Origin of the sequence: Streptomyces sp. NPDC050856 (genome assembly GCF_040653855.1) — a bacterium.
GTDB lineage: Bacteria > Actinomycetota > Actinomycetes > Streptomycetales > Streptomycetaceae > Streptomyces.
This window is the reverse complement of the sequence record NZ_JBFAGV010000025.1, coordinates 50,067-65,506: the sequence shown is the minus strand read 5'-3', so window position 1 is coordinate 65,506 and position 15,440 is coordinate 50,067. Positions and strand designations below refer to the sequence as shown.

Annotated in this window: 14 protein-coding genes and 1 pseudogene; 7 read left to right on the top strand and 8 right to left on the bottom strand. The window is 70.8% G+C overall.

Going from position 1 to position 15,440, the window contains the following annotated elements; genetic code table 11:
- Positions 1 to 593 precede the first annotated feature (593 nt).
- On the top strand, positions 594 to 1,163 hold the full coding sequence (locus AB0H53_RS21635; RefSeq protein ID WP_362115632.1) for a hypothetical protein: 570 nt from the start codon (positions 594 to 596) through the stop codon (positions 1,161 to 1,163).
- A gap of 903 nt (positions 1,164 to 2,066) precedes the next feature.
- Complete coding sequence (locus AB0H53_RS21630; protein WP_362115629.1) at positions 2,067 to 2,567, top strand: class I SAM-dependent methyltransferase; 501 nt, start codon at positions 2,067 to 2,069, stop codon at positions 2,565 to 2,567.
- Positions 2,568 to 2,707: 140 nt separating this feature from the next.
- Here the strand turns inward: AB0H53_RS21630 and AB0H53_RS21625 are convergent.
- The 5 genes and pseudogenes from AB0H53_RS21625 to AB0H53_RS21605 all read right to left on the bottom strand — a co-directional run bounded on the left by AB0H53_RS21625 (position 2,708) and on the right by AB0H53_RS21605 (position 7,824).
- Positions 2,708 to 3,000, bottom strand: a pseudogene (locus AB0H53_RS21625) (hypothetical protein).
- A gap of 266 nt (positions 3,001 to 3,266) precedes the next feature.
- Positions 3,267 to 4,817, bottom strand: a complete 1,551-nt coding sequence (locus AB0H53_RS21620) for a carboxylesterase family protein (protein ID WP_362115626.1) — start codon at positions 4,815 to 4,817, stop codon at positions 3,267 to 3,269.
- A 239-nt stretch (positions 4,818 to 5,056) separates the two neighbouring features.
- Positions 5,057 to 5,623, bottom strand: a complete 567-nt coding sequence (locus AB0H53_RS21615) for a DUF402 domain-containing protein (RefSeq protein ID WP_362115623.1) — start codon at positions 5,621 to 5,623, stop codon at positions 5,057 to 5,059.
- Positions 5,624 to 5,973: 350 nt separating this feature from the next.
- A complete protein-coding gene (locus AB0H53_RS21610; RefSeq protein ID WP_362115621.1) occupies positions 5,974 to 6,438 on the bottom strand; it encodes a hypothetical protein in 465 nt (154 codons plus the stop codon).
- A 210-nt stretch (positions 6,439 to 6,648) separates the two neighbouring features.
- Positions 6,649 to 7,824: a replication-relaxation family protein gene (locus AB0H53_RS21605; protein WP_362115618.1), complete on the bottom strand. Its 1,176-nt coding sequence runs from the start codon at positions 7,822 to 7,824 to the stop codon at positions 6,649 to 6,651.
- Between the two features lie 636 nt (positions 7,825 to 8,460).
- Here AB0H53_RS21605 and AB0H53_RS21600 point away from each other — a divergent pair.
- Positions 8,461 to 8,904, top strand: a complete 444-nt coding sequence (locus AB0H53_RS21600) for a hypothetical protein (protein ID WP_362115615.1) — start codon at positions 8,461 to 8,463, stop codon at positions 8,902 to 8,904.
- A gap of 634 nt (positions 8,905 to 9,538) precedes the next feature.
- Here the strand turns inward: AB0H53_RS21600 and AB0H53_RS21595 are convergent.
- Complete coding sequence (locus AB0H53_RS21595; protein WP_362115613.1) at positions 9,539 to 9,886, bottom strand: hypothetical protein; 348 nt, start codon at positions 9,884 to 9,886, stop codon at positions 9,539 to 9,541.
- On the bottom strand, positions 9,883 to 11,706 hold the full coding sequence (mobF, locus tag AB0H53_RS21590; protein ID WP_362115610.1) for a MobF family relaxase: 1,824 nt from the start codon (positions 11,704 to 11,706) through the stop codon (positions 9,883 to 9,885). The genes AB0H53_RS21595 and mobF overlap by 4 nt, the downstream gene beginning before the upstream one ends.
- Before the next feature lie 159 nt (positions 11,707 to 11,865).
- Here mobF and AB0H53_RS21585 point away from each other — a divergent pair, with 159 nt between their 5' ends.
- Positions 11,866 to 12,066: a hypothetical protein gene (locus AB0H53_RS21585; RefSeq protein WP_362115607.1), complete on the top strand. Its 201-nt coding sequence runs from the start codon at positions 11,866 to 11,868 to the stop codon at positions 12,064 to 12,066.
- 470 nt (positions 12,067 to 12,536) lie between these two features.
- Positions 12,537 to 13,175, top strand: a complete 639-nt coding sequence (locus AB0H53_RS21580) for a hypothetical protein (protein ID WP_362115604.1) — start codon at positions 12,537 to 12,539, stop codon at positions 13,173 to 13,175.
- Between the two features lie 157 nt (positions 13,176 to 13,332).
- Here AB0H53_RS21580 and AB0H53_RS21575 read toward each other — a convergent pair whose 3' ends face one another.
- Positions 13,333 to 14,349, bottom strand: coding sequence for an ATP-dependent DNA ligase (locus AB0H53_RS21575; protein ID WP_362115601.1), 1,017 nt, complete (start codon positions 14,347 to 14,349; stop codon positions 13,333 to 13,335).
- Positions 14,350 to 14,572: 223 nt separating this feature from the next.
- On the opposite strand from AB0H53_RS21575, the gene AB0H53_RS21570 reads away from it, so the two are divergent.
- The gene (locus AB0H53_RS21570; protein ID WP_362115598.1) at positions 14,573 to 14,782 is read left to right on the top strand and encodes a DUF6207 family protein; all 210 of its coding nucleotides are present in this window, start codon (positions 14,573 to 14,575) and stop codon (positions 14,780 to 14,782) included.
- Between the two features lie 128 nt (positions 14,783 to 14,910).
- Positions 14,911 to 15,426 (top strand): hypothetical protein, encoded by a 516-nt coding sequence (locus tag AB0H53_RS21565; protein ID WP_362115595.1) that lies wholly within the window; start codon positions 14,911 to 14,913, stop codon positions 15,424 to 15,426.
- Positions 15,427 to 15,440: the final 14 nt, after the last annotated feature.

The following is a 15,440-nucleotide window of genomic DNA, read 5'->3' as shown; positions in this document are numbered from 1 at the left end:
CGGATCACTGCGTCACCGGGGCTTCCCGACATTACTCGTATGCGGATCGAGAACACCGCCAGCCAGCTGACCGAGGGCCGGTCGTAGGCGATGCCCGGCAGGATGAGTGCGATCGCGTAGCGACGACGCTCACCCCGTCTGCCTGGGGAAGCGCCCTGTGAGCCTTTAGACCTCACAGGGCGGGGTTGACGTGACACAGGTGAGCGGGGGGCATTCGGCTGGCCTGTGGCCTGAGGGTGGGCCGCTGACTGGCATGGAGGCGTCAACGGGATGAGAGCCCGTTTCACTCGCAGGAGCGCGTGTCGTGATGGCTCGGGGTGGGGTTTCAGTCATTCGGCCGCCAGCCCTCCAGTGCCGCGGTCGAGTGTGGGACTGATCCGGCCGTGTGAGCGGCAAGGCCAGGCGACGGCGCGCCGGGTGCTGCCCGGTCGGCCGTGAAGCAAACGGGCTGGCCAGGGTTGTCCTATACACACAACAAGGCACTTTCCGTGTACACATCGCCACGCTTTGCTTTCCCTGTCGGACGCCGCCCGGCCCGCCCGCGCTTCGCGACCGGCCGGCGGCGCATCCCCGTTCGGGAGGGAACCCACCGCATGGCCAATGAGCTGCACTACGGCGACCGCATCCACCTGCAGAACCTCTTCCAGGGAGACGGCGGCTACCTGGACTCCAACGGCAACGCCACAGCCCCCGGCGCGAAGTTCAACGTGTACACCGCCGCCACCCCCAACCGCGGCGAGGGAACCGGCACCTGGGAGATCGTCTCCGGCTCCTGCGCCGCCACCGGCGCCCCGGTCAAAAGCGGCGACATCATCTACCTGCGCAACCTCTACAACGGCAACGGCGGCTACCTCGACATCAACGGCGGCGCCAACCCGGGCCAGAAGAACGCCGGCAGCCTCTACGACGTCACCACCGCCTGGGGCAAGGACCGCGACGAGAACAGCAGCCGCTGGCAGATCTTCGACCAGACCACCAGCCCCCTGGACGGCCTGGTCCGCTTCAACGACACCGTCCTGCTGTGGAACACCTTCAAGGGCCGCGGCGGCTTCCTGGAAACCAACGGCAACGGCACCGTCGCCGGCGCCCGCTACGAAGTGGACACCAACCCCTACTTCAACCGCGCCGCGGACGTCACCCTCTGGAAGATCCTGCGCGCCTAACCCGCCACCGAGGAACCGTGTGCGGGGCTGGCCGTCGCGACCCCGCACACGGACCGCGGCCGCAATTTGCCGGTTCGCCGCGCGTTCGGCTGCGTTCTTCGGGTCCGGAAACGGGTGTGCCGAAGCGCGGTAGTTATCACCACATCGGCTCGCTACATGTCGTCTACAGCACCGGAGGCACGGTTGCTGTCCCCCGACCCGATCGACGCCGGCCAGGTATGGCCCGGGGCTTGGGCGCCGGGACCCTTCGCCCGGCGCGGCGAGCGGGCCCGCGCCGGGCGGCGTCAGTGACGGTCAGCGGGCGCAGAGGGCGCTGGCGGCCCCACGGCCCTTCTGGAAGCGGGCTCCCCATCCGGCACCGTCGCTGGTGGGTCCATTGGCGGCAACGATGTCGGCGACCGCCTCGGAAACCGTGCCGGGTTGTTGAACTCCCCCACCCCCTGGTACCACCGCCGTGGGGCGCCCGGCGCTTGCGTGAGTGAGCGGCGTACACCGCACCGTGCGGTTGCGCCTCAGTGCGCCGCCCGTCGACGTGTGCCGCTCACCAGGCAGCCGGGCTGACCATGGCACTGTCGCGCCAGGTTGCCAGCGGCGCGCCAGGCAGGTGTGCGGCCTCATCCGAGGGAGCACGGAAGTGGAACTGCACCAGACCGTGGAAGCGGGAACGCTGCGGACGCAGGAGGACGCCTACCGGCAAGCCTTCACACGGTTCCTCGCCGGAACGGACGAGAAGACTGTCACCCACGCCTACCTGCAGGACATTGTGGAACAGCTGCCCGCCCGGCGGGTGCTGCTGGGCGTAGGCGCCGCCGACGGCACCACGACCCGGCAACTCGCCCCGCACTTCGAGCGGACCGTCTGTATCGAGCCCAGCGAGCCGATGCGGCGCGCCCTGACACTGGCATGCCCACAGGCCCACGTGCTGGCCGAGCCCGTCCTGGAGGCTCGATCGACGCGCGGGCCGACCTGGCCCTGCTCTCCCACGTGCTGTACTACGTCCCGCGCGCCCAATGGGTGGCGACGGTGTCACGCATCATGGAATGGCTGGCGCCAGGCGGTCTCCTGCTCGTCCTGCTGCAGAACCCCGACGAGGCCTGCATGCGCATGGTGCACCACTTCACCTCACTCCGCTTCGACCTGAGGGAACTGGCCGCCGAACTGACCGCCCTTCGGCCCGGCCTGCTCGGCGGCATCGAACTGGACACCGTGCCCGCCCGATACCGCAGCCGCGACCTGGACGAGACCGTCACCGTCGCCGACTTCCACCTCAGCCACCCCGGCGCAACCTCCCCCACCCGGGACGCCGTCAAAACATACGTCCAACAGCACCTGCACGACGGCGACGGCGGATACGTCCTGCGCCACGACCAGCACGTACTACGCCTCCAACGACCCGGCCCGTAGCGCCCCCGCGCCGACACCCAAGGCGCTACGACAGCGCGGAACCCGGGCGGCAGGCCGGAACCGAACGGACCCCGCTGCGGATCGAGAACACCGCCGCCCCGCTGACCCAAGGCAGGCCATAGGCAGAGCGCCGACCGACGTCAGGACGTGTCGCCGCAGCAGTAGAAGCGGCACGCGACGCCGGACCCCTGCGCGCACGGCTTACCTAGGCGCGGGTCGTACAGGGCGCGCCGCCGGGCTACCGGGAGAGCTCCGCGGTCAGAGCGACGACGTCGTCGACTTCCTCGGTCCGCCACCCCTGGATGTCCAGCAGCAGGCCGTCCAGCGGGCCGCCGACCAGTTCGGCGTAGTCCCGGCCGGGCAGCGGGCCCGGGTGGTCGTGGTCGGTGCCGTAGACCCGGCGGCGCAGCAGCGGCTCGTCATCACGGTCCATCCGTTCAGCCTTGCAGCCGTCACTGACAGCCGGACCCGGTCACGTCACCCCCTGCGGAAGCGGGAAAGCCAGGCGCCGCCGGCTGCTTCGGCGGCGGCTTCCTCGCGGGCGACGTCGCCGGGCGTGGTCGGCCGGGCACCGCGCTCAGTCATGCTGTGTGTCGCCCGGGCCGGTTGGCAGCAGTGTGGCAGTTCAGTGGCTGGTCAGCTTCCGGAGTGTCCCGCCGGCAGCCGGCGGGTTCAGGGGTCGCCCCGCTCAAGCGGTGGTCAGCCGGTGGTGAGGTGACCGTCCCACCATTGGCGTTCACTCTTGCGGGGGTCGCTCACGGCCTGGTGGGTGGTGGTGTCGTTGTCGGCGTAGGCCATGACCTGGCGTGTGGTGGTGTCATAGGGGTCCCAGGAGGCGGTGCCTGTCTTGGCGAAGCTGGCCCAGGCGCTGTGCAGGGCGGTGGCCAGGGTCTGGGGTGCGTGGTTGCCGGTCAGCTTCTTGCTGTCGTCCAGGGCGAGGGTGTCCCAGGCGAAGGGCAGGTCGACGCTGTGACACGCGCCGATCTTTACCCGCCGGTCGTTGGGGGTGACCGGGGAGCGCCATCCGAACTCGTAGAGGTAGGTGGGCGCGGCGCCGGGGGTCGTGGTGCGGGCTTCGGCGACGCGGTAGGTGGGGATGCGGAACATGCGGTCGGTCAGCAGTGCGCAGGCGATGCCGCAGGCGGCGTTGCGGGGGTAGGTGTTGGTGTCGCCCTTTTCGTACTCGTCCCAGGTGCCGGTGGGGATGCTGTAGGCCTTGAGGTGATTGTTGTAGGCCAGCTTGGTGTCCAGAGCGACCAGGACAGTGGTGACGATGAAGAGGCGGAACTCCTCGGTGGTGGTGCCCATCAGCAACGGAATGTTGCTGCCGGCGCCGTCGGCGATGGCGTCGATCGGCCGACTGGACAGTACGTCGGCGTCGATGACGGGCATGAACGACAGGCCGCAGGAGGCCAGAGTGCTGGCACCGTACTTGGTGGCGTCGGGGCTCTGGCTGATGTCGGCGCTGACGGTGTTCTGTGCCGTGAGGAGTTCTTCGGTGTTCACGCCGGCCAGGGCCGCGGTGGTGGCTTGGATGCCGAGTTTGTCGGCGACGGCCTTGAGGACCTTGGTGGCGTCGGTGGTGGTTTGGCCGAGGTGGGCGGTGCCGCTTTGCACGATCGCTTTGTGGAACAGGCCGTCGTCGCGGGACAGGAGTGCCAGGACGCTCATCGCGCCGGCGGACTCGCCAGCCACGGTGACGTTGCCCGGGTCACCGCCGAAGGCCGCGATGTTCTCGCGTACCCAGGTCAGGGCGGCGATCTGGTCGAGCAGCCCGCGGTTGGCCGGCTGGGGTGCGTCGGGGAGGTAGCCGAAGCCGTAGACGCCCAGGCGGTAGTTGATGCTCACGCACACGACGCCGTCGCGGGCGAAGGTGGCGCCGTCGTAGGTGGGCACGGCCGAGGATCCGGTGGTGAACCCGCCGCCGTGGATCCATACCAGGACCGGCAGGGACGCGGTGGTGTCCGGCGTCCAGACGTTCAGGTTCAGCCAGTCCTCCCCCACGATGTCCGGGTCGGAGGTGATCTCGCCGAGGCGCCCTCCCAGGGGCGGCTTCGGCGCGGTGGGACCGTGGGTGTCCGCGACGCGCACACCCTCCCACGGCTCCGGTGCCTGCGGGGCGGCGAAGAGCAGGTCACCGGCGGGCGCGGCGGCGTATGGGATACCCAAGAACGCAGTGATGCCGCCGCTTACCAGGCCGGACACGCTGCCGTAGGCGGTCGGGACCGTAGGGGCAGTCTCCTCGGACATAGGACTCCTTCAGCCGGCCTACCGTGCGCTCACAGGTGCCGGCCCCCATGACAGCGGCCCAACCTTCCCGGCCGAGGCGCCGGGGACGTACCCACCCCACACACCGACACACGCAATGACAGAAAGTAGCCGACCTTGTGCTGATCCGACCGAACCCACAGCTCACCCGGACACGATCCGGTCGGTCCGCATCGGCACACGGGCCCGGATTCGCACCGGCGAAGGCCCAAAAGGCGCCATCACCCACGAGCGGATTGCAGAGCGGCCCATGGGCCTGCGAGCCAAAGCCGGCGAGAACCTTCGCCGAATCGGCCCGCTGCTCGGCCCGACGGATGAGCCCGAGGACTGCCGCCTGTCGGTACAACCCCCTCCCTGCTCTTCGCCGAGCGCGGCAGCGCCGGGGCGGGCCAGGCCGGGTTCCACCGCCAGGCCGTCCACGCGGCGGCGTCGGCGAACGGGCCGGAGCGCTCGGCGAGCATCGCGAGGACCTGGTCGCGGGCGGCGTCCACGGCCTGGTGCTCGGTGTCGGTGACGATGCCGAGCCGCCGCACGTGCGTGTACTCGTCTTCGTCCTTCCACCGCCAGCTGGTCAGGTCGGGGTCGATGACCAGGTCCACGGTGAGGTCGAAGGTGTCGAACCCGTACGTCGTACGGCGGGTGGGGTGCTCGAAGTTCACGTACCAGTTCCGCAGCCCGGCGCTCGTGTAGAAGGCGTTGACGCTGAACCATGCCGCCGGCGGCTTCCACAGCAGCAGCTCGGTCTCCTGCCACACTGCGGCCGCCAGCTCCCACACGCCGGTCGCCATCGCGTCCACGCCTCCGTGCGCACCGACCGGTCGCCGTCGGTGCGGGCCTTGACGTACAGGGCGGGCCAGCGGGTCTCGGCTCCCGGCGGGCAGGCGGCCACCAGGGCCTCGCTGGTGTCGGCGACGACGCGCAGCGCGTGCTCGCTCCACACGCGGCCTGAGCCGTGTACGTCGCGCCGTACGACCGTCTCGCCAGCCTTGAAACTCTCCACCGGCTCCTCCTCCCCGACGGCCCGCCCGGGACGCCTGGCGGGGTGGGCACCACCTCAGCGCGGTCCGGCCGGGTTGGGCAAGCCGCCGTTCGGGGCGGCTTGCCCAGGCTCCCCTTGGGCTTGCCCCAGCCTCCTGTTTCAGGCTTGCCCGGCGGCCGGCTCCCACAGGGGTCGGGCAAACCCAGTGCCGTCGCAGTGGAAGCGCCGGCCGCCCCCGGGGGTGCTGCGGGCACCGATGGTGCCGGCGGCGTGGCGGAAGAGCCGGGTGAGGCCGGTGGTGTGCGCCGCGTGGAACGGGAGTTCCTGCCGTCTGCCGAGCGTGACCTCCAGCGCGACGCCGGGGCCGGTGAAGTGGGCGTGCATGCCCCCGGTGATCGCACGGAGCGTCTCGTTCAGTTCGTGCATCGTCTCCGCGCCGGACAACTGCACGCGGGCCGCGAGGGCGGTGTCGGTGGCTGCGGCGAAGGACAGCAGTCCGACCGGGCGGGCGAGTGGCCCGACGCGGCCCACGGCGGCGGGGTGGGTGTGCTGGAGCTCGGACAGGGCGTGCCACAGGTCGCCCGGCAGATCCTGGGGCGTGGTCTCTTCTCGGCTGCGTCTCATGCGGCCTGTGTAGAGCCTGCGGTGGGCTGGTGCCGTCGGATGGGCCCGTCCGTCCCGCCCGGTGGCGCGGTGACTTCGGGACCGGTCCCGCTGTGCGGCCTGGCGGCTGCCGACCGCACAGCGGGCTCGTGCGGTCAGGTGCGCCGGCGGAACCAGCCGCGGCCCCGATCCGGCTTCTGGTCGTCCTCCGGCCGCCGGGCCGCGTGCCGGCTACCGGCGGCGTCCGAACAGGCCGCGACCCTTCTTCGCTTCCGCTTCGGCCGCCTCCCGAGCCGCGGCTTCCTCAGCCTGGCACTGCGCGGCCCTCTCCGCCTGCACCTGCTCCCAGTGTTCGTGCAGGCACGGTCCGCAGAGCTCGCGGTGCTGCTGCGCCGGGTAGTGCCGGATCGTGTCCCAGCGCTCATCGGTGAACTTCGCTCCGCAGCGTCTGCACACGGGCCGCTGCGCCTCGCGGGCCGCGGCTTCGCGCTCCTTCTGGCGCTTGCGGGCCTGCTCTGCCTGCACCACGTACAGCCGGTCACCGTCGGGGTTGTCCAGGGCCTCCGTCAGCGTCTGCCACTCATCGCGCCCGAGCCTGCGCCACACCTTCCCCGCCGCCCCATCCGGATCGGCCGTGATCCGCTCCAATTCGGTGACGACCACGGGCACCGCCTGGTGGTAGTCGACAGCCGTGATGCCCCCGCCCGCGTACTGGGTGCCGGCGAAGTAGGAACGGGCGGCCTGCTCCAGCCGCCGCATCCTGCTGGCCCGCTGCGCCTTCGTCTTACCCGTGAACACGAACGCGAGGGGCACGTAGCCCTCGCGGCCGGTCGCCGGGTAGACCCGCGACCACAGCCGGAAGTCGTGCACCGCCGCCCCGTCGCGCCGGGCCGCGTGCGCCTTGACCTTGTCGGCCTTCGGCGCCAGGAGCTCGAACCATTCGGTGTAGCGGCGCACCTTGTCCACCAGGACGTCGACGGGCTCGGTCACGCGGTCGACCTCCAGGAGCATCGCGGGCACACCCGCGTCCGGGGCGCGCATCGTCAGGTCGGCGTACTGGGTGTAGCGGTACGGGAGGCGGTGGGCGATCTCGGTCTGCCAGGACAGCGGCGTGCCGAACCCGGCCCCGGTGAGGACCGCGGCGGTCATCGTGACGGCGGCGGCGTGTTCGTCGTAGCCCTCGCCGGTGACCGGCTCTCCGTCGTCGTCGACCTCGAGCTTGCGCAGCGCGGAGACCCGGACGTTCCCCGGCAGCAGCTGCTTGGCTTCCTTGTGTCCTCGCTCAGTGAGCACCCACAGCTGGTGGTTCGACTCCAGCCGCGTCTCCACCCGGACCTTCCCGTCGTCCTTGAGGGCGTTGAGGGTGTCCCTCGTGCACCGGTCGTGCGAGTCACCGGGGCGCAGCATCCGCCATAGGTGTTCAGCGGTAGCCCTCTGGAAGATCCCGAGAGCCTTCAGCACTTCCTTCTTCCTGGTGTGGGTTGGCTTCCATGTCTGCTTCAAAGACTTAGAAGAGTTGTCGAACGTGCCGGGGGTCCTGTTATGCCGGGGCTGACCTGCGGGTACGCGCCTGGCAGGCGAAGAGGCCGTGGAGGGGGCAATGGAGGGGCCCGTGGAGGGGGCTGGCGGCACCTGGTCCAGGTCCTCGCCGGGCGCCTGGTCGTCGGTCTCCTGCGGTTCGCGGGCGGGGTCGGGCGTGAAGTCGGCGGGCACAGTGTCCTCGATTCCTCCGGCCGGCTGGCCGGGACGGTGAGCGTCCGGCCCGCACGCCGATGTGCGCACGGGCCGGAGCCACCGTCGGGAAGACCCCCTTGTCCGCTGTCTGACGCTCAACACCGATCGGTGTCTTCTATGCCTCAGAAACGCCTTGTCCGGGGCGATTTGTTCGTGACCAGCACCACACGCGCCCCTTGAAGTTGCCGGGTCCGGCGGGGAGGGAGAGCTCTCCCTCCCGAGCACCGGCCTCTGTCCACAAGGCCACCGCTGGAGGCTCCTCTTGAGGCCGCCGCGATCAGCGAGGCGGCCCGTACGTGAGGAGCTGTCATGCCCGAGAACACCGTCACCACGCCGCTCGCTCCGATGGAGCTGGACGACGTCGCCGCCGCCTTCGCCTACATCCGGGCGATGCATGCCGACGACATCGACACCGCCTGCGCGATTGCCGACGACACGGGCCCGGAGCTGCACCGGCTGCTCCTGGACGTCGCCGCGCGCGTCTTCATCCCCGTCACCGCCGCGGACGACCACGACGGGGAGCCGTGCGCGCACTCCTTCCTGGCCGCAGCGCTCGGACGCCTGCTGCTGGAGCTCCTGTGCCACAGCGTGTGCCTGGCCAATGCGCCGGGCATCGCCGACACCATCGTCCGCTTCACCGAGAACATCCTCACCGAGGACCACGGCGACGTCGCCGACGTCCTGCGCCAGCCGGAGGCCGCGGGGATGAAGCAGGCGATGGAGGCGCACCCGGCGCACCGCACCACCGCGTAGCCGCACCTCCGGGACGGCGGTGGTGCGGTGCGGCGCGCATCCCCGGCGCACCGCACCACCGTGGTGCGCTCCATCGGAACCACCGCACTGCACCGCTCCACCGTGGTGCGCTCCACCGCGCCATGGCACCGCACCGCCGGGAGCCGGCGGTTTGGTCCCCCGGCGTCGCCGCACCGCGCCGGGGCGCGCCACGGCCGGGCGGGCTCCTCTATCACACGCCCCCTTGACCGTGGCCTGATCGCGTGCCGAAACCGGCGATGTCAAGGGGAATCGTCGCGGTAGCAGAGCTGGACAAGGGGGTCGCGCGCGTCCGATCGCACCCGGACAAGGGGTCGCCGGCGGCGGGCGCACCGGTGCGGTGCGGAGCGTCGGGTGCGGCGCACCGGCGCGCGAGAGAGTGCCGGGCATCGTCGGAGTGGTGCGGTGCCGGACGCGGTGGCGCACCATCGCGGTGCGCACCACGGTGGGGTCCATCGTCGTCCGGCGCACCGGAGTGGGCTCCACTCGGTGGGGTCCACTCCGGTGGGGCCCATCGGGTGGAGTCCACTGAGTGGAGCCCACTCGATGTTCTGCATCCGGTGGCGATGCGCGACATCGGGTGGACTCCACTCAGTGGACGGTGTGCCCGACCTCCTCACCACAGCCAGGCGTTTGAGTGCCTCACCCGGGACAGGGCGCGGGCATCGCGGCGCGCGGCAGCGTTGCCGATCCGGTTCTGCCGAGAGCGAGGCCGGCGCGAGTTCCCCGCGGCGAGGCGGCGCTTGGCGGCTTCCTGGAGTCGCTTCCGCTGCTTGCGCAGCTCCGCCTTCTTCGCCGCCTTCGATTTCGGCTTCCGGGGGCGCTTCCAGATCGGCTGCCACCCCACGGGCTCGTCGACTTCGGGCTCCTGGTCCTCGGTGAGCGCGGCGGCCATCTGCTCGCGGGCGGCACGGGCGCGGGCGAGTGCGTCGTCGGGGTTGGGGCGTTCTTCCGGGGTGCTCACGTGACTCCTCCTGTGGTTCGGCCCGGTGTGTGCTGGGTGCCGGGTTGCTGGGTGTGCTGCGGCGGGACCGCCGCCGGGGCGGGCTGTGGACGCAGGCCGTGGGTGGCTTCGCGTGCCCGCTTGCTGTCCTGGAGCGTGGCGGCCACCTGTGCGGCGGCGGCTTCGAGGGTCTGGCGGGTCTGTTCCACCGTGTCGATGCCGGTCTCCGGCTCCAGGAGGCGGCCGTTCTTCGGGCCGGTGCGGAACGGCCGCGGGTGTGACCTCGAGGCGGCGGGCACCGCGACGGTGTACGGGCGGGGGCGGGAGCCCAGGCGCTCCGCTCGCCGCGCGGCGCGGACCCGGGCGGCCAGGGCGTCGGCGGCGAGGCGGGCCCGTTCGTACGGGGCCGCCGTGCGGCTGCGGGTCAGCGGGCGCAGCACGGCCTGGTCCTCAGTGTCGCCCGGGTAGAGGGCGCGCAGATCGGCGGTCATCCTCCGGCCGCGCCCGACGGGGCGGGTGTAGCCGTCGACGACCCTCTGCACGATTCGTTCGTCCAGGCCCGCCTGGTGGGGTCGGCCGCGCAGGACGTAGGAGAGGTGACGGCGGGCTTCGGCGAGCAGGTGGTGGCGCGCGAAGGCGCCGCGCATCACGTACACCACGGCGACGACGTCGACGGCCGCCAGGACGACGTCGACCACCGGCCGCACCCGCGCCCACACCGCCGCGGCCGCCGCCCGCGCCCGCTCTGCGAGCCGGTAGACGGTGCAGGCGCCGAACGCCCGGATCGCCGAGTCCCGCCATCGCGTCCGCAGCTCGGTCAGCGACAGCAGCTCGGTGCGCTTGGGCGGGCGGGTCTGGTCGGCGGCCTGGCAGGCCAGCGCGTAGGCGGCCCGCTCCCCCGGCGCGTGCCCTTGGCGTTCCTCGTACTTGGCCGTCAGGACCGGCAGCGCGTCCTCAATCTGCTGGCGGCGGGTCGACTGCCAGCCGATCAGCCGCCGGTCGATCCCGGCGATGTCCATGACGGGCCGGCGGCCGGGTGTCACCTCGCGCGGCTCCCACGCCCACCCGAGCCGGGCGGACACCTCCTCCATGAAGTACAGGATGTAGAGAGTGTCGGCCGCGACGATGTGGGCCAGCGTCGAGTCCGCCGACAGGTTGCCCCACGTCCCCTTGGCATCCGGCCGCCGGGCACGGATCGACACAAGCGCATGATCGTGAAGAAGGGGCTTCGACTCGGCAGCTCTGGACTCGTAGTGCCGGAAGACCGCGACGATCAGCCCGTCCTTGACCCGGGCGCGCTGCTTGCCACCGCCTTTCCAGCGGATCTGCGCGACCGCATCCTCCAGCCACGCCAGCGTCTTGTCCCGGGCGATGTCCTGGCACAGCTCCAGCACCAGGCGGGTCTCGTAGTCAGCCAGCGCCCACGCGATGTGTGCCGTCGGAGGGGGCCGGAACACCAGGTGCATGCCGAGCCAGGGGACGCGCTCCTTGGCCTTGTCGGTCTCGGGCGAGCGGTTGTGCTCGATGGGCCTGCCCAGCACGGTCGCCCGCCGGGCGCGGGCCGGGCTCTTGCCCTGCGCCAGGAGCTCGCGCTCGATCCGGTCGGCGTCCGGGTGCCGGCCCTCCCCCAGGAGCAGCTCGGCCTGCCGCTCGCTCACCACGTCCCCGGCCCTGAGACCGACCGCGGCCAGGCCCCGGCCCTTCCAGATCCCGGGCGGGACACCGGCTTCGTCCTGGGCGGCGCGCAGCGACGTGCCCGCGGCACGGTGGCCGTCGCCGACCATCACACCGCGGAAGAGATAGCGCCCGTCTCCCGGGCGGATCTTCGTTTGGCTGATCATCGGGCCATGGAACCCCGGTACTGACGTGTGAAGAAGCGCGATCCGGGGTCCTTCCCGCCGGGCGGGAGGGCATCACCAAGTCTTTACCGAAGCGCCCGCCAGGCGGGCCGTTCGATCAGCCCGAGACGGTAAGCCGCCGGTGTGTGCACTCTCCCGCCCATGCATACGACAAGAACCGGAATCGCCTGCGCTCTCTGCCACACGCCCACCACGGAGTTGGTGTACCTGGTCCTCAGTGCCCAGTGGTCCTTCCCTCAGCGAGAGGTCGTCCAGGACCGCTGGTGCCCCGCCGGCTGCCACCAGCTCCACCCCGTCGAGTGGAAGGAGGCGATGCCGCTACTGCCCGGCGACGACGCCTGACGGTGCCGTGCGAATACTGCGCACGCGCCCCTGCAGGTCCTGTCCGACACAGGTACACAGAGCTGGTGCCGCCAAAAACACGGGACTTCCCCAATTGAGGAAGTCCCGCTCAACGGCTGGGGCCGCCCTCAACGAGAGCTGTCCGTGCCCTGCGAATGCTGCGTCCGGACCACACGAGCCCCACCCACCCCGAAATCGCACTCCAACCGACTCCACCGTCGTCGAGCGCACACCAGCGCACAACTCCCCCGACAGCCCACCACCGCTGAGCGCACCACGTCACCCCGTAATCGTTCTCGGCACCACCCAGCGGGACGTTGGGAGCAAATGCGATCAAAGTGCCCAAGGGGGAAAGTGGGTGAATGGCACCCACGATCGCCGCTGCCGCTGGCGACCCATTTGAGCCCAGCTCTGGGCTCAGGGCGTTGCTGGCCTCCATCGCTCGGACTCAGCGACAGCTGGAACCGTTGATGCAGACCCAGCGCCAGCTGGGGCCCGTTCTTGCGCACCAACGCCGCATCGCGGCTCTGGCGGCGTCGTCGGCTGGGATTCAGTCATTGGGCCGGGTGCTTGGCGCGATAGATCGCTCAGGCTTCCAGCAAATCGCGGAACGGATGTCTGCGATCAGGCAGCTGACGGACAGCACGCAATCTTGGCAGCAGCAGAGCGCGCAACTACGAAGCGGGCTGAACCTGATCAAGACCCAGGCGCCAGCTGGGCTGTGGTTCTCCGCCCAGACATACCAGCACGCGGAGCATCTGCTTGATCACATAGCCCAGAGCCCTCCGGATCAGTGGCCGGAGAGCGTTGAGGACGACCTTCTTCCGGAGGCGGAACCTGAGCTGGAGGAGATGGTCCGAGCCTTCCAGCCAGCCGTCCGAGGCATGGCTGCGGAGACGGCGAGAAGTGTCGTGATCGGATATGTCGCGACTGTGGTCTTCCTGCTCGTCATCCAGCTTTCAATAACCCATCCCGAAATGGCTGAGCTGCTGATCGGCAGTTCCGGGCTCGACGCTCTGACCAGTGCCGCCGCAGCAGGTTGGGCCACTGGCAAGGTTTGGGATCGGCTTCATCCCAGTGAGGGCGAGACCCCGTCCTCGGGCGACTAGGCCCAGGAGGGAGCCAGGCACCCGAGAGCCGCTAGTTCAGAGAAGGCCAGCGATACGCCCCGGCGTACACCACGTCATCTGGCGCCGCATCGGCACCCACGACATTCCACCGGCCCCTGACACTGCCCGGACCGCGTCGTGAGCAGCGGGAAGGCGGTCAGCCGCTGGCGGGCTCGGCGCCCGCACCGAAAGGCGGGACATCCGTGACCGCGACGTCCAACCGGACCCGCGCGAAGCGCACCGGATGCCGCCACGAGCCGCGCTCCTGCGCCGTGTCCACCATGATCTCAGCGACCAGCGCCGGTTCGACCAGCACGACGTCCAGCGGCGTACGCGACCTCCAGGAGGTCGTGAACCGCACGCCCTCCCACGGGTGCCAGGACCCTGCCGGTGTCAGCCGCTCGGCAAGGTCGCGAGCCGCGTCCGGCCGCAGCGGCGTACTGCGGCCGACCGGACGGAGCGCTCCCTTCGCGTCGAGGCGGCCCAGCACGAGCGTCTGCGGCCGCCGCACGGTGCCGGTGATCGCGCCGACCACGGCTTCGGTGGTGTCGCGGCGGCGCACCTTGTAGAGGGCGCGGGCTCCCGGCAGATACCGCTGGCCACTCCCCCGGATCACCAGACCTTCGACGCCGGGCACCTGCGTCCAGGACGTCAGCCACTCCCGTGCCGTCACCACCTCCGTCGTGTCCGGGCAGAGCGTCCACGGGGCGCTCAACCCGCGCTCGGTGAACAGCTCCTCCAGCTGCGCGCGCCGCTCGCCGTACGGGACATGCAGCAGCTCCTGGCCGTCGATCTGGAGAAGGTCGAAGGCGATGAAATGCGCCGGCATCTCCTGGGCGAGGCGCGCGGCGGTCCTGCCGCCGGAGACCGCGCGCCGCTGCAGCGCCTCGAACGACATCTGGCCCTCCACCCACACGACCAGCTCGCCATCGAGGACCAGGCCGGCGGGCAGGTGCGCGGCCGCGGCCACGAGTTCCGGGAACCGGCTCTGCAGAAGGCTGCCCCGGCGGGACTGCACCAGCAGCGGGCCGGGCGCCGGCCACGGCGTGAAGACAAGCGCCCGGTAACCGTCGAACTTCGGCTGGAACCGCAGCTCACCGGGCAGCGCGCCCGGCGCGGGCACCGTGTCACGGGCCTGCGCCAGCATCGGTTCCACCGGCGGCCGAAGGACCATACGCCCGGTCTACTGGCTGACCGGGGGGATGACACGGCTCCCCGACAAAGGGGGTGCGGCCCGCCCGGTCCTGTCAGCGAAGCGCGGCTGCCTCCTCCTGTTTACGGCCGGGCCACGGTCCGCGCGACCGGCCCAGATCGAGTCGGCGGCTCGAGTCCCTCGTACGGGTTGTCTGCCCGTTGATCGGCGAACCGGTCGGTTGGGTGGAGCCGTCAGTCGGGGCATGGAGATGGATGATCAGCACATCGCGGAGCCCGGGCTCGTGGTCCTGGACGTTGCCGCTGCGGACGAGGACACCGTCCGTACGGTGATGGAGGGCCTCCAGCGAAAGTGGGCGACCTCCGGCATCACGCCGGTGTGGCGTACGCCGGGCGAGGCCGGTGTCCGGGCGCGGGTGTACGCGGACGTACACCGTTCCGGCACCACTCACTAGCAGAACGAGGGCCGCTCGTACGGCCCGAGCAGCTCATGATCGTCCTCCCCATTTCGCGGAGCGCTCGTCGGGTGCGATGAACGCCCCCGTTTCGATACCCCATTCCACCTTCTGCAGAAAGGCCCTTGGTGAGCCGTACCGTACGCACCACCGCACTCGCTTCCACCGCCCTCGCGCTGGTGGCCCTGGCCACGCCCAGCCAGGCCGCCTCCACCACCGGTGCCCTGATGCTCACGCACGTGCGGCCCAACGCCGCCGGAGCCGACACCCGCGACGGCGCACAGCTGAACCTCAACGGCGAGTACTTCATCATCAAGAACGTCACCACCAGGACCGTCAACACCGGCGGCTACGTTCCTGACATCACCACCAACTCTTACGGGCGGGCGCTGCCCTCCTACAGCCTGGCGGCCGGAGCGAGGGCGTACGTGCACACCGGCAGCGGCCGCCACTACCGCGACAGCAGCGGCGCGCACCACATCTACCGCGGCTACGCCCGCCACGTCCTGCTCAACACCAGCACCGTCAAGAACCCGGACCTTCGGCTGAAGAAGCCCGGCAGCCCGGACAACAACACAAGCACCGGCAGCATCACCACCTGCAACTGGAACACCGCCGCCGACGACACCACCTACGCCTGCTGACACCGCCGCAGGCC

Coding starts and splice junctions, on each gene's coding strand:
- AB0H53_RS21600 (WP_362115615.1), top strand. CDS start 8,461: ATGCCCGAGAACACCGTCACCACGCCGCTCGCTCCGATGGAGCTGGAC.
- AB0H53_RS21615 (WP_362115623.1), bottom strand. CDS start 5,623: ATGGCGACCGGCGTGTGGGAGCTGGCGGCCGCAGTGTGGCAGGAGACC.
- AB0H53_RS21570 (WP_362115598.1), top strand. CDS start 14,573: ATGGAGATGGATGATCAGCACATCGCGGAGCCCGGGCTCGTGGTCCTG.
- AB0H53_RS21620 (WP_362115626.1), bottom strand. CDS start 4,817: ATGTCCGAGGAGACTGCCCCTACGGTCCCGACCGCCTACGGCAGCGTG.
- AB0H53_RS21630 (WP_362115629.1), top strand. CDS start 2,067: ATGCCCACAGGCCCACGTGCTGGCCGAGCCCGTCCTGGAGGCTCGATC.
- AB0H53_RS21610 (WP_362115621.1), bottom strand. CDS start 6,438: ATGAGACGCAGCCGAGAAGAGACCACGCCCCAGGATCTGCCGGGCGAC.
- AB0H53_RS21575 (WP_362115601.1), bottom strand. CDS start 14,349: ATGGTCCTTCGGCCGCCGGTGGAACCGATGCTGGCGCAGGCCCGTGAC.
- AB0H53_RS21580 (WP_362115604.1), top strand. CDS start 12,537: ATGCAGACCCAGCGCCAGCTGGGGCCCGTTCTTGCGCACCAACGCCGC.
- AB0H53_RS21585 (WP_362115607.1), top strand. CDS start 11,866: ATGCATACGACAAGAACCGGAATCGCCTGCGCTCTCTGCCACACGCCC.
- AB0H53_RS21605 (WP_362115618.1), bottom strand. CDS start 7,824: ATGCTGCGCCCCGGTGACTCGCACGACCGGTGCACGAGGGACACCCTC.
- mobF (WP_362115610.1), bottom strand. CDS start 11,706: ATGATCAGCCAAACGAAGATCCGCCCGGGAGACGGGCGCTATCTCTTC.
- AB0H53_RS21635 (WP_362115632.1), top strand. CDS start 594: ATGGCCAATGAGCTGCACTACGGCGACCGCATCCACCTGCAGAACCTC.